Annotated in this window: 11 protein-coding genes; all 11 read right to left on the bottom strand. The window is 37.1% G+C overall.

Annotated elements, in window-relative coordinates; all coding sequences use genetic code 11:
* Window positions 1-599 precede the first annotated feature (599 nt).
* Window positions 600-1,151, bottom strand: coding sequence for a glycerol-3-phosphate responsive antiterminator (locus MVE64_RS14530; RefSeq protein WP_281730503.1), 552 nt, complete (start codon window positions 1,149-1,151; stop codon window positions 600-602).
* A 15-nt stretch (window positions 1,152-1,166) separates the two neighbouring features.
* The gene (locus MVE64_RS14525; RefSeq protein ID WP_247339112.1) at window positions 1,167-2,858 is read right to left on the bottom strand and encodes a glycerol-3-phosphate dehydrogenase/oxidase; all 1,692 of its coding nucleotides are present in this window, start codon (window positions 2,856-2,858) and stop codon (window positions 1,167-1,169) included.
* Between the two features lie 212 nt (window positions 2,859-3,070).
* Window positions 3,071-4,549: a glycerol kinase GlpK gene (glpK, locus tag MVE64_RS14520; RefSeq protein WP_247339110.1), complete on the bottom strand. Its 1,479-nt coding sequence runs from the start codon at window positions 4,547-4,549 to the stop codon at window positions 3,071-3,073.
* A 34-nt stretch (window positions 4,550-4,583) separates the two neighbouring features.
* Window positions 4,584-5,405: an MIP/aquaporin family protein gene (locus tag MVE64_RS14515; protein ID WP_247339108.1), complete on the bottom strand. Its 822-nt coding sequence runs from the start codon at window positions 5,403-5,405 to the stop codon at window positions 4,584-4,586.
* Between the two features lie 412 nt (window positions 5,406-5,817).
* A complete protein-coding gene (glmS, locus tag MVE64_RS14510) occupies window positions 5,818-7,623 on the bottom strand; it encodes a glutamine--fructose-6-phosphate transaminase (isomerizing) (RefSeq protein ID WP_247339106.1) in 1,806 nt (601 codons plus the stop codon).
* 481 nt (window positions 7,624-8,104) lie between these two features.
* Window positions 8,105-9,451 (bottom strand): phosphoglucosamine mutase, encoded by a 1,347-nt coding sequence (gene glmM / locus MVE64_RS14505; protein WP_098798132.1) that lies wholly within the window; start codon window positions 9,449-9,451, stop codon window positions 8,105-8,107.
* 28 nt (window positions 9,452-9,479) lie between these two features.
* Window positions 9,480-9,671, bottom strand: coding sequence for a CdaR family protein (locus MVE64_RS14500; protein ID WP_247339105.1), 192 nt, complete (start codon window positions 9,669-9,671; stop codon window positions 9,480-9,482).
* A complete protein-coding gene (locus tag MVE64_RS14495; RefSeq protein WP_247339101.1) occupies window positions 9,638-10,726 on the bottom strand; it encodes a CdaR family protein in 1,089 nt (362 codons plus the stop codon). Before MVE64_RS14495 ends, MVE64_RS14500 begins: the two co-directional genes overlap by 34 nt.
* The gene (gene cdaA / locus MVE64_RS14490; RefSeq protein WP_098798134.1) at window positions 10,719-11,540 is read right to left on the bottom strand and encodes a diadenylate cyclase CdaA; all 822 of its coding nucleotides are present in this window, start codon (window positions 11,538-11,540) and stop codon (window positions 10,719-10,721) included. The genes MVE64_RS14495 and cdaA overlap by 8 nt, the downstream gene beginning before the upstream one ends.
* A gap of 209 nt (window positions 11,541-11,749) precedes the next feature.
* A complete protein-coding gene (locus MVE64_RS14485; RefSeq protein ID WP_098798135.1) occupies window positions 11,750-12,361 on the bottom strand; it encodes an anti-sigma factor family protein in 612 nt (203 codons plus the stop codon).
* 13 nt (window positions 12,362-12,374) lie between these two features.
* The gene (gene sigW, locus MVE64_RS14480; RefSeq protein ID WP_098798136.1) at window positions 12,375-12,938 is read right to left on the bottom strand and encodes an RNA polymerase sigma factor SigW; all 564 of its coding nucleotides are present in this window, start codon (window positions 12,936-12,938) and stop codon (window positions 12,375-12,377) included.
* Between the last annotated feature and the right edge of the window lie 142 nt (window positions 12,939-13,080).

Raw genomic sequence — 13,080 nt, 5'->3', positions numbered from 1 at the left:
TTGTATCGAGACAGATCTTCGATTATTTGGTCCTTTTATGTCCCGATTCCTCTTGTATCGAGACAGATCTTCGCTTGTTTGATCCTTTTGGGTCTCGATTCCGCTTGTATCGAGACAGATCTTCGCTTGTTTGATCCTTTTGGGTCCCGATTCCTCTTGTATCGAGACAGATCTTTGCTTATTTGATCCTTTTGTGTCCCGATTCCGCTTGTATCGAGACAGATCTTCGCTTGTTTGATCCTTTTGTGTCTCGATTCCTCTTGTATCGAGACAGATCTTTGCTTGTTTGATCCTTTGGGGTCCCGATTCCTCTTGTATCGAGACAGATCTTCGCCTGTTTGATCCTTTTGTGTCTCGATTCCTCTTGTATCGAGACAGATCTTCGCTTGTTTGATCCTTTTGTGTCTCGATTCCTCTTGAATCGAGACACATCTTCGATTATTTGGTCCATTTATGTCCCGATACCTCTTGTATCGAGACAGATCTTAGCTTGTTTACTGCATTTGTGTCCGATTCCGCTTATATCGTAGCAACTTTTCAGGCTATTTTTAATATCATTATTTCCAATAAAAATCGAGGCAAATCTCCCTCCTTACAAATTATATCCTCCACAATTCCTTCCGGGACGTTGTTACAGCATGTGCCCCCGCTTTTAACACACTAGTTACTTCATCATGACTTGTTATTAAACCGCCTGCTATTACAGGAATATTTGTTTCCTGACTTACTTTTTGAATCAAATGTGGTACACAGCCTGGTAGAACTTCTATAAAGTCAGGCTGAACCTTTTGCGCTAAGCTGTAACTTGTATCAATTGCCAACGTATCAAGCAAAAATAGCCGCTGAATCGATAAAATACCATTTTTCTTAGCTGTCTTTAATACACTTGCTCTTGTTGAAATAACTCCATCAGGCTTTATTTTTTGACACAAAAATTCTGCTGAGTACTCATCGTTTTTTAAACCTTGAATTAAGTCTGCATGTAAGAGGATTTTTTTATGATATGTCTTAGCTAGCTTCATAATATTATCTAATTGAGCAATATGCACTTCTAGCATAACGATAAACTCTACATTTCTATTAGAAAGGACCCGCTCAAAGTCCTTCATTGATTTAGTCGCAGGTAACACCTGTTGATTTTCAAACATCAGTGGACCTCACGCTTTCTATACACTTTTAGCATGTGGGTGTTCATCTTCATCATATTCTACAGGAACAGTTGCATCATATATGTGCTTTGCTAGCTCATCGCGGAAACGTTGTTCTTCTTCAAGCGACCAAGAGAAAATAGTTGCCATGTACTTTGTAACCGGTTCTTTCCACTTGATTACCCAATTTATATCAAAGAAAAGGGCACTAGTTCTTCTAATGAAGAAATCACATAGTGTTCCTACCATTTCTTGTTCAATTCCATAAATAAGGGATGCATATACTTCTAACGAAAGTCCAGCAGTCTCCGCTTCATGTCCACTATGTTTGATTACTTCATAGAGGGCAGAAATGTTTGATCCATATCGTTTTACTAGCTTCGTTGCTTCTTCCTCTGTTAAACCTAAATTTATCCCTTTTTGAACCTGTTCTTTCACGAAAGTAGGATATTGGTTAGAACCACCAACATCTCCACCCGAAAGAACAATCCTGTCTGTGGTACATGCGGGATAATTTTTTCCTCTTAGTTCTTCTAATACAAGGTTTACAACACCTTCCGCCATTTTGCGATAACCTGTTAGCTTCCCTCCAGCAATTGTCACTAAGCCGGTTGGTGAGACAAAGATTTCATCTTTTCTAGAAATCTCTGAAGGATCTTTTCCTTCTTCGTGAATAAGCGGACGTAAGCCTACCCAGCTTGATTCAACATCATTCGTTGTTAAGTTTAGATTGGGAAACATATAATTAGTAGCTTTTAGAATATAATCTCTGTCCTCTACTGTCATTCTTGGGTGGCTAATTGAGCCTTTGTAATTTGTATCAGTTGTGCCTACATATGCTTTGTTATCACGTGGTATAGCAAACATCATTCTACCGTCTTTAAAAGGCGTATCAAAATACACAGCCTCTTTTAAAGGAAAACGTGACGAATCAATTACAAGGTGAACACCTTTTGTTAAGTGCAAATATTTCCCTTTCTTTGATTTATCTTTCTCTCTTAACGTATCAACCCATGGCCCTGCAGCATTTACGATTTTCTTTGCGTAAATTTTCCGCTTCTCACCAGTTAGTAAATCCTGAATGTGAACTCCAATAACTTTCCCTTTGTTATAAATAAATTCTTCTGCTTTTGTATAATTTGCAGCCAAAACCCCTCTGTTTACCGCTTCTTTCATTACTTCTAATGTTAATCGCGCATCATCTGTTCGATACTCAACATACACCCCAGATCCCTTTAAACCCTGTTCACGTAAGAGAGGCTCGCGTTCGATTGAATTTGTTTTATTCAGCATTTTCCTTCTTTCAACCTTCTTAACTCCGGCTAAATAATCATAAACTTTTAGGCCTATAGAAGTGGAAAACTTACCGAATGTTCCATTTTCAATGATCGGCAACATCATCCAGACAGGTGTTGTGACATGAGGGGCATTTTCATAGACAATTGCCCGCTCTTTCCCAACCTCTGCTACCAGCTTTACCTCAAATTGTTTTAAATAGCGTAAGCCTCCATGTACTAGTTTTGTAGATCGGCTAGAGGTACCTGCAGCAAAATCCTGCATCTCAATCAATCCGGTTTTTAAACCACGAACCTGGGCATCTAAAGCAATTCCTGTTCCTGTAATTCCCCCACCGATAACTAGTAGATCCAAAGAGTTTGCTTCCATTTCTTCTAAATATTTTGAACGATTTATGCTAGAAAACTGTGTCATTGTTTATCATCCTTTCAAATTGTAGGTAAAACAACAAAAAAGGGGACCACAACATGAACTGTAAAGAAATCCTTTTACAGCATTGTTGTGGTCCCCTCAAAACGTCTCAAGACCAATTTTTTATTAACTTTTAGTTATATATAGTATAGCAGTTTTTTTCTTAATTTTCAATTAAGTTGTTTGCTTTTTACCCTTTTTATTTGGCTTAAAGCTCATTGTTGCCTTGCTTCCTGCCAGCCTTCATATAACTCATTTCTTTGATCCTCATCCATAGTAGGGTCAAATGATTGATCTACCTTCCATTGTGAGGCAATTTCTTCACGGTCCTTCCAGAAGCCTACTGCTAAACCTGCTAAATATGCAGCTCCTAAAGCTGTTGTTTCATTTATAACTGGACGTTCTACAGGAACATTGAGAAGATCACTTTGGAAATGCATGAGCATATTGTTTTTCACTGCTCCACCATCTACGCGTAATTTTTTCAGTTCAATTCCTGAGTCTGCTTCCATTGCTGTTAAGACATCCTTTGTTTGATAAGCAAGAGATTCAAGGGTTGCACGTACAAAATGTTCTTTCGTTGTTCCACGAGTTAAACCAAACACCGCACCTCGTGCATCACTATCCCAATAAGGTGTACCTAATCCTACGAAAGCAGGAACCACGTATACGCCATCAGTCGAATCAACTTTTGAAGCATAGTCTTCAGATTGTGGAGCATTCTCAATCATTTTAATTCCATCACGTAACCATTGAATCGCAGATCCTGCAACAAAGATACTTCCTTCTAGAGCATACTCCACTTTCCCATCAATGCCCCAAGCAATTGTTGTTAACAATCCATTTGCAGATGGAACTGCTTTTTCACCTGTATTCATTAACATAAAGCAGCCTGTTCCATATGTGTTTTTCGCCATTCCTTTTTCATAGCAGGCCTGCCCAAACAATGCAGCCTGCTGGTCACCTGCCACCCCTGCAATTGGAACAGCTTCACCAAAAAAGTGATAATCAACTGTTTCTGCATAAACTTCTGATGAAGAACAAACTTCAGGTAGCATTGATTGTGGAATATCTAGAATGTCTAGGATTTCTTTATCCCATTCTAGATTGTATATATTATACATAAGTGTTCTAGACGCATTTGTATAATCAGTAACATGCTTCTGCCCACCTGATAGTTTCCATATCAACCATGTATCAATTGTTCCAAATAAAAGTTTCCCTTCGTTCGCTCTTTCTCTTGCACCTTCAACATGATCAAGAATCCATTTTACCTTTGTTCCTGAAAAATAGGCATCTATTAATAATCCTGTTTTTTCACGAAAAAGATCATTATAACCTTTTTCTTTTAACTCTTCACAAATGTCCGCTGTTTGTCTTGATTGCCAGACAATAGCATTGTAGACAGGCTTTCCAGTCTCACGGTCCCATACAACAGCTGTTTCACGTTGATTCGTAATTCCAATACTAGCAATTTCTTTTGGCGATATATCCTTTTTAGCAAGCACTTCTGCAATAACTGCTAAGATTGAGCTCCAAATTTCTTGTGGATTATGTTCCACCCAGCCTGGTTTAGGAAAATACTGCGGAAACTCTCTTTGAGCTACCTCAACAATTTCACCCTTTTTATTAAATAAAATCGCTCTAGAGCTCGTTGTACCCTGATCTAACGCTAATATATATTTCTTTTCCATATGATTACCTCCGATATACATAATTTATATATAATTACATTACTTCTTGTTTTTTTGCTTCAAATCCTTTATTTGATTGAGATACTTTTACAACTAACGCAATAACTGCTAATATTCCTATTAAAATATAAAGGGCGTTATTAGATCCACCAACAAACACAGCGTGATGAAATTGAGCACCAAGAACACCACCAACGATTGGACCGATAACAGGAATCCACGCATATTTCCAGTTAGAAGAACCTTTCCCTGCAATCGGGAGTAAGAAGTGTGCAATACGTGGACCTAAGTCACGTGCTGGATTAATGGCATAACCTGTTGTACCACCTAGTGATAAACCAATGGCTGTGATAAAGAAACCAACAATGATCGGATTTAACCCTTCTGTAAACTCGTTAGCACCAATTGATAAGAGACCAAAAATTAAAACCGCTGTACCTAACACTTCACTTATAAAGTTAGAAGGTGTATGTGCAATGGCTGGGTCTGTAGAAAAAACCGCTAATTTAGCAGCTTTATCTTCTGTTGCCTGCCAGTGTGGGTAATAATATAACCATACAATTGTAGCACCGAGAATTGCCCCAATCATTTGCCCTGCGATATATGATGGAACATCAGCCCACGGGAATTCACCAACGGAAGCAAAACCAATTGTAACAGCTGGATTTAAGTGTGCACCGCTTACACTTCCAACCGCATAAGCTCCAAATGCTACTGCAAACCCCCAACCTAAAGTAATGACAATCCAACCAGAGTCTTGTGCTTTTGATTTATTAAGCACAACACCACCTACTACACCACCACCGAAAATAATCAAAATCATTGTTCCTATAACTTCCCCTAAAAATGCTGACACTGTGAATCCCCCTTCATCTTCTCTTATAAAAAAACTTAAGTGCAATGTGCTGAAAAGAAAAAGACAGCCACCTGCATTAATAGGATATAAAATCCCCTATTAAAGCAAATGGCTGTCTCTCAATAACTCATCAGCACGATTCTTAACTTGTTATTCATATTATAAGTGTAATGGTTTATTTTGTAAACGCTTTTTTTGCAAAAAATTTATATATTAATTGATTGCCTGAATAAGATTACACTAGTTTATACTAGTCTACAGAAATGAAAAATAGATCATACACTGGTTACTAGGTCTCTCTTGTTATTGTGAAAAGGTAAAAAGCAGTCTTTTCTCGATAAGTAAACAAAGAACCGCCTACATAATAAAAACCCAGTTTTAAAAACTGGGTTTTCATTTTGTCTATTTAAAATTACTCAACTGTAACACTTTTAGCAAGGTTACGTGGCTTATCAACGTCACAGCCACGGTGTAATGCTGCATAGTAAGAGATCAGTTGTAGTGGTACTACTGATACTAGAGGTGCAAGCTGTTCATGAACAAGTGGAAGAACGAAGCGATCGTCTTCTTCTTCTAAGCCTTTCATAGAAATGATACATGGATTTGCACCACGTGCCACAACTTCCTTTACATTCCCACGAATACTTAGGTTGACATGTTCTTGAGTTGATAAAGCAATAATTGGTGTACCATTCTCAATAAGAGCAATTGTACCATGCTTTAATTCTCCACCAGCAAAACCTTCTGCTTGAATGTAAGAGATTTCTTTCAGCTTTAACGCACCTTCTAAGCCAACATAATAGTCTACAGAGCGTCCGATAAAGAAAGCATTTCGAGTTGTTGCAAAGTATTCCTTTGCAATTTCTTCCATTTCTTCTTTTTGATCACAAAGTACTTCCATTGCATTTGCTACAATACCAAGTTCTTTTGTTAAATCAAATTCCAATGAGCGGCCTTTTCCTTCAGCTGCAACTGCTGCAAGAATGGAAAGAACAGCTAATTGTGCTGTATATGCTTTTGTAGAAGCAACAGCAATTTCAGGACCTGCATGTAATAACATCGTATAATCCGCTTCACGAGATAAAGTAGATCCAGGCACATTCGTTACCGTTAACGCCTTATGACCTAGTTCTTTAATTTGTACCAGCACTGAGCGGCTATCTGCAGTTTCACCACTTTGTGAGATAAAGATAAATAATGGATTTGCTGATAATAATGGCATATTATAAGAAAACTCACTTGCAATATGCACTTCTACTGGAATCTTAACCCAATTTTCGATAAACTGCTTTCCAATTAAACCAGCATGGTAACTAGTTCCCGCTGCAATAATATAAATTCGATCTGCTGCATTAACTGCATTTACGATATCTTCATCAACCGTTAAACCACCATTTTCATTACGGTATTTTGCAATGATTTTTCTCGTTACTAATGGCTGTTCATCAATTTCTTTTAACATGTAGTGAGGATATGTGCCCTTTTCAATATCGCTTGCGTCAAGCTCTGCTTTATAAGGAGCACGTTCAATTACGTTACCTTTTAAATCTTTAATCGTAACTGTTTCGCGTTCAACGAACACCATTTCTTTATCCATAATCTCTACGTATTGATCTGTCACTTGCAGCATTGCCATTGCATCTGAAGCAACAACATTAAAGCTGCCGTCTCCTAAACCAACAAGTAGTGGACTTTTATTTTTAGCTACATAGATCATATCCGGATTTTGCTCATCTAATAACGCAATTGCGTATGAGCCTTTTAAGATTGATAACGTTTGACGGAACGCTTCTTCAACCTCTAATCCTTCATGAACAAATTTCTCAATCACTTGAACAATAATTTCTGTGTCTGTGTCACTTTTAAAATCAACACCAGTTAAATGTTCACGCTTTATGATTGAGTAATTCTCAATAACACCGTTATGAACAAGTGTAAATCTTGATGAAGTACTTTGATGTGGATGTGCATTTACTTGACTTGGAACACCGTGTGTTGCCCATCTAGTATGACCAATCCCAGTAGTTGCTTCAACTTTTTCATCAACGATTTCACGTAGCTTAGCAATACGACCCTTTTCCTTAAAAATATGAACACCATCTTGATTCATAGCAGCAATACCTGCTGAATCATATCCACGGTATTCTAATTTTTCTAAGCCTTTTAATAAAATTTCTTTAGAGTCCTGTTTGCCAATATAACCAACGATTCCGCACATAATTCATTTCCTCCCATAGCGTGCTACCAGGGACAGGAAGTCTTTTTTAAACAAACGGAGACATCACTGTCCCCTCACACATGTCTTTTTTTATTGGAAGGCTATACCATTCCCTTTGTTCAAAAAGTTACCTTTTTGTTTTAAGGAATAGCTTACGGCTGTAACCAAGAACAACCGGGAGGCATCCGCCGATATTTTCGATAACCTCCATCCTCGTCAACTAAGTTTTATCGACCACTTAGTTCAGGCGCTTTGAGTGAAACTTTACTATTAAATAAAATGTACTCCTTTCTAGTATGAGTATTTTTAACAAAATTAATAATACACAAGTTAAAAACAATCGTCAATTATTTTTCCAATCGATAACAACTCTTTTGAGCTGTTATACATTAAGTATATGTTCAATAACCTATAAACGTTAACATAAACTTGTCTTCAAGTTTCGATAAAAATTAAATAAAAAGACGGGTTTCCCCGTCTTTTATTCCATACCCATTTCTTCTTTTACTACAGCAACAATTCGATTAACATAGTCACGACATTGCTCTTCTGTTGGAGCTTCAGCCATAACACGGACAAGTGGTTCTGTTCCAGAAGGACGTACTAATATACGGCCGTTTCCGTTCATTTCTTCTTCAACAGCAGAAATGATTTCACTTACCTTTTCATTTTCAGTTACTCTATATTTATCCGTTACTTTTACATTTATCAACAACTGTGGGTACTTTGTCATTTCATTTGCAAGTTCAGATAATTTTTTACCTGTTAACTTCATAATATTAACTAATTGTAATCCCGTAAGAAGTCCGTCACCCGTTGTGTTATAGTCAAGGAAGATAATATGTCCTGATTGCTCTCCACCCAGGTTATAATCATTTCTTTTCATTTCTTCTACAACATAACGGTCTCCAACAGCGGTCGGAATGCTATTAATAGCGTGCTCTTCTAACCCTTTGTAAAAACCTAAGTTACTCATAACTGTTGAAACAACCGTGTTCTTTTTTAATCGGCCTTCACTATTTAAGAATTTTGCACAAATGTACATAATCTGATCACCATCAACAATATCACCGTTCTCATCAACAGCAATGAGGCGATCACCATCTCCATCAAATGCTAAACCAATATCAGCATTCTTCTCCTTTAAGAAAGCTGCTAAAGCTTCTGGATGTGTCGATCCTACTCCGTCATTAATGTTAAGCCCATTAGGTGATGTTCCCATTGTAGAAACATCTGCATCAAGATCTGCAAATAAATGTGTAGCAAGAGATGATGTAGCTCCATGTGCACAATCTAATGCTACATGTATACCAGTAAAGTCTTCGTCAACTGTTTGTTTTAGGAATTGTAAATATTTTTGTCCACCTTCAAAATAATCATTTACTTGTCCTAAATTCTTACCAACAGGTCTCGGTAATGTATCTTCTTCTTCATCCATTAGTCTTTCAATCTCAAGCTCTTGTTCATCAGAAAGTTTAAAACCGTCTGGACCGAAGTATTTAATTCCGTTGTCTTCTACAGGATTATGTGATGCTGAAATCATAACCCCTGCTTCAGCACCAAGAGCCTTTGTTAAGAAAGCTACACCTGGTGTTGAGATAACACCTAAACGCATCACCTCGGCTCCTATTGACAGTAGTCCTGCTACAAGAGCCCCTTCTAACATATGACCTGAGATACGAGTATCTCTGCCGATAATAACCTTTGGTCTTTCTTTATCCTTTGTTAGAACATATCCACCAAATCGACCAATTTTAAAGGCTAATTCAGGTGTTAATTCACTATTTGCAACTCCTCGTACTCCATCTGTACCAAAATACTTTCCCATTGGTTTCGCTCCTTTATACAAATCTGCCTTAAGAGGCTGAAGAAATTCTCACTTTTACCTTTTCTTTTTGCAATGACCAAGTAAGATTTTGAGGACCATTAACTTGAACTTCCACCTCATGTTCACCATCCGCTAAATCTGACAGGTTTATATATAATTCAATATCATCTGATTTTATTTCATTAATCACACTCGTAGCACCGTAAACGGTAAGATCCATCGCTCCTGAATCAGGATCAATATAGTCGAAGACCTTTCCTTCAGAAAGCCTACTTCCTGTATTTTTTTACTGGAAAACACCTTTTCTTGTTGCTCTTCCACATCTATTTCGATCTTAATTTTTTCTGGACTAACTTTCGTGATGCCTTCCGGTACCGGGACATCAACTTCTATAGATGTATCCTTTTGGATCTCTGAAAGGTCAACTTTTATACCATCTAGAAATTCATATTTTTCAAGAACATCAAGTGGTCCGTATACAGTAATTTCTTTCGGATTAGGCTCTATACTTAAGATACTTAAACCCTTTTCAAGCTCACCTTCCCTGCTTATCTTAAAAGGGAGAGTTTTACTTGGGCTTTTAATTGGTACTGTAACATCTACAACAGACGGTTCTACTTCCACTGGAAGAATGTTGCCATCGCTGTCATAAATCGTAATTCTAGATTCCTGGTTAATCGTTTCCTTGGCAGTTTCTAAATTCACTGTTGCCTGAACCGTTTCGATACGGTCAATAACCTCTTTTGATGCTGTAACGCGAATACTGTTTGGATTTACAATTGGCTGATCAGGTGTGTAACCTTCCTCTAATTTATCCTCATTAGTAAAATCAACCTCAACTGGGAAATCCTTTGTAACCTTCTCTTCAATTGAAACTGTGATAGTAGAAGGATTAATACTCGCCTCTAAATCCTCGGATAAGTTTTTAACTTTAAGTTGAACACGATGAGTACCTATTGATAAATTATTTAAATCAGCATATATCTCAAAATCTTTAACTGTCCTTGCTTTTGTCAATGCAACCGTTGGACCCTCTAATGTTACATTAACTGTTTCTGGTACCCCTGTAACAACAAGATTTTCTTGATCAAAGTATGTAACGACTGGCACATCCGTGACAGTTGCCTTATCCAGTGAGGGAGAAGAACTAAAAGGATTTGTTGATTGGGTTCCTCCTTGAGATCCAGATTCTATATTAACAGATGCATACAGCATGATTGCGAGGAACAAGGCAATTATCCTCATTACCCAATGGTTATTCATCAACCTATCCATCTTTTTTCCCCCTCCAATGCCAACGGTTTGAGGAAACGGTTTTTGTTGTAGAATGTAATTCTTTTTGTAAAATCTCTCTTAATTCATCTTGATTTAAATTTCGATGCAGCTCACTGTTTCTAGCAGCAGAAACGCTTCCTGTTTCTTCTGAAACTATAATTGTAAGACTATCAGTAACCTCACTGATTCCAAGTGCTGCACGATGTCGTGTACCCAATTCCTTGGATATGAATGGACTTTCTGATAAAGGCAGGTAACATGCTGCCGCAGCTACTTGATTTTTTTGAATAATAACAGCACCATCATGAAGAGGTGTATTAGGGATAAAGAGATTAATTAATAACTCAGATGAGATTCTTGAATTTAAGGCAATTCCTGTTTCTATGTAATCACTCATCCCAGTTTCTTTTTCTATTGACATAAGTGCCCCAATGCGACGTTTTGCCATATAGTCTGTTGCCTTCACAATAGACTCGACTATTATTTCAGGGTCATCTTCACCCGGCTGACCACTTCTAGAAAATAAGCGACCTCTTCCTAATTGTTCCAAGGCTCTACGAAGCTCTGGTTGAAATATTATGATGATAGCTAGAAATCCCCATGTTATTGCCTGGTCCATTAACCATTGCAAAGTACTTAGCCCAAAATAATGACTAAGCATTCGAACAACAATAATCACGGTAATTCCTTTTAACAACTGTACAGCCTTAGTTCCCCTTGCTACCATTATTAATTTATAGATAACGTACCATACAAGGAGAATGTCAACAGCTATACGGAGGTATTGCAATATTGGTAAATCCTCATAACCCATTCACTCGTCCTCCATGAGCTCACTCTATTTATGAATAGACATTGTCTATCTTGTTGTGTATGTAACTTTATTATTATATCACTTCATTATTAGTAATGTAAAAAGGTCACCAAGTGGATGACCTTTACTATTTATCCTTGTTAAACCATGTGTATTTATTTCTCATAGGCAGTGCAGGAAGAATCCTATATTCCTACCATTTCAACATTCTAGTTAAAAACCTCTACGACTTCTTTAGAAACAGATTTCATGTGATACCATAACCATTCAAACATTTCATCAACTTCCTCAATTTCTCCAGTCACTTGACCAGCCGAAGCCATGTATTGCTCTCCATTTATAACTGTCACATCTCCGTCAACTGTACCCTCAATCGTTAATGTTCCATTTTTAACAATTACATCACCTTTAACAACTTCATTTTTAGGAACGATCACTTTACTATTTTCAACAACTAAATTACTTTGTCTCGATACACTAAAATGTTGATCTTCATTCCAAGCAGAAAGCAAGCTCCCTGTCATCAAAACAATAAAAAGAGAAGCTGCTGTTAATAGTGGGTGACTTTTTAACCAACGATTCCATGAAACAGTTCTTTTTTCTCGTGGAAGATTATTCATAACAGCTTCAGTAAAATTAAGAGGAGCTTCAATATGTGATGTGCTTTTGACTAGAGCAACAGCCTTTTCAAGTTCATGAAAATGTTGATAACAAGACTCACATGTATGAAGATGGTCCTTAACCATTTTTTCCTCACTTGATGTTAATTCAAGATCCAAATATTTATGCAATAGTTGAACATATTCTGAAGAACAGCTCATTATCATCACCTCATCATAAGTGCCTTAATTGTTTTCTTAAAGCCTCTCTACCTCGATGTATACGAGTTTTAACGGTTCCAACAGGTATATTCAGGATTTCGCTTATTTCTATAAGAGAAAGCTCATCTATATACTTTAAGACAATTACAGTTCTATACTTATCCGGAAGCTTTAATATTTCCTTTTGAATGGTCTCTTGCAATTCCAATGTTTCAAGTTCCTCTTCAGGTAGTGTTACATCGGCAGCTACCTGTGAATACATATTTAAACCATCTGTTCCGGAAACCTCAGCATCCAGATAATAATCTGGCTTTTTTTTACGAATACGGTCTATAGAAAGATTCGTTGCAATACGGTATAACCATGTAGAAAACTTTTTATTCATATCATATGTGTGAATATTTACATATGCTCTTATAAAGGCTTCCTGGGCAATATCTTCTGCTTCATGCGCATTTCCTAGCATCCTGTAACAAAGTTGATAGATTTTATCCTTGTACAAATCGACAATCTCAGCAAAAGCATTTTGATCACCTTTTTTCACCTGTTTTATTCGTTTTTTTACTATTGTCTCCATTTATCATACCTCCGCACTCTGCGGGTCTCTTTTTATACGAATTAGATACCACTAAGGTTTCACTTTTTTTCACAATCCTTATTTTAACAAATTTTGGAGAATGAAAGGAGAAAAGTTTCTAGTTTTTTTGCTATTTAGATAT

It is taken from the genome of Metabacillus endolithicus, assembly GCF_023078335.1.
In the GTDB taxonomy this organism is placed as follows: Bacteria; Bacillota; Bacilli; order Bacillales; family Bacillaceae; genus Metabacillus; species Metabacillus endolithicus.
This window is presented reverse-complemented; position numbering and strand designations above follow the sequence as displayed.

Excerpts from the sequence above, each read along its gene's own strand:
- MVE64_RS14525 (WP_247339112.1), bottom strand. The coding sequence starts at position 2,858 with ATGACACAGTTTTCTAGCATAAATCGTTCAAAATATTTAGAAGAAATG.
- glpK (WP_247339110.1), bottom strand. The coding sequence starts at position 4,549 with ATGGAAAAGAAATATATATTAGCGTTAGATCAGGGTACAACGAGCTCT.
- glmS (WP_247339106.1), bottom strand. The coding sequence starts at position 7,623 with ATGTGCGGAATCGTTGGTTATATTGGCAAACAGGACTCTAAAGAAATT.
- glmM (WP_098798132.1), bottom strand. The coding sequence starts at position 9,451 with ATGGGAAAGTATTTTGGTACAGATGGAGTACGAGGAGTTGCAAATAGT.
- MVE64_RS14500 (WP_247339105.1), bottom strand. The coding sequence starts at position 9,671 with ATGGATCTTACCGTTTACGGTGCTACGAGTGTGATTAATGAAATAAAA.
- MVE64_RS14495 (WP_247339101.1), bottom strand. The coding sequence starts at position 10,726 with ATGGATAGGTTGATGAATAACCATTGGGTAATGAGGATAATTGCCTTG.
- cdaA (WP_098798134.1), bottom strand. The coding sequence starts at position 11,540 with ATGGGTTATGAGGATTTACCAATATTGCAATACCTCCGTATAGCTGTT.
- MVE64_RS14485 (WP_098798135.1), bottom strand. The coding sequence starts at position 12,361 with ATGAGCTGTTCTTCAGAATATGTTCAACTATTGCATAAATATTTGGAT.
- sigW (WP_098798136.1), bottom strand. The coding sequence starts at position 12,938 with ATGGAGACAATAGTAAAAAAACGAATAAAACAGGTGAAAAAAGGTGAT.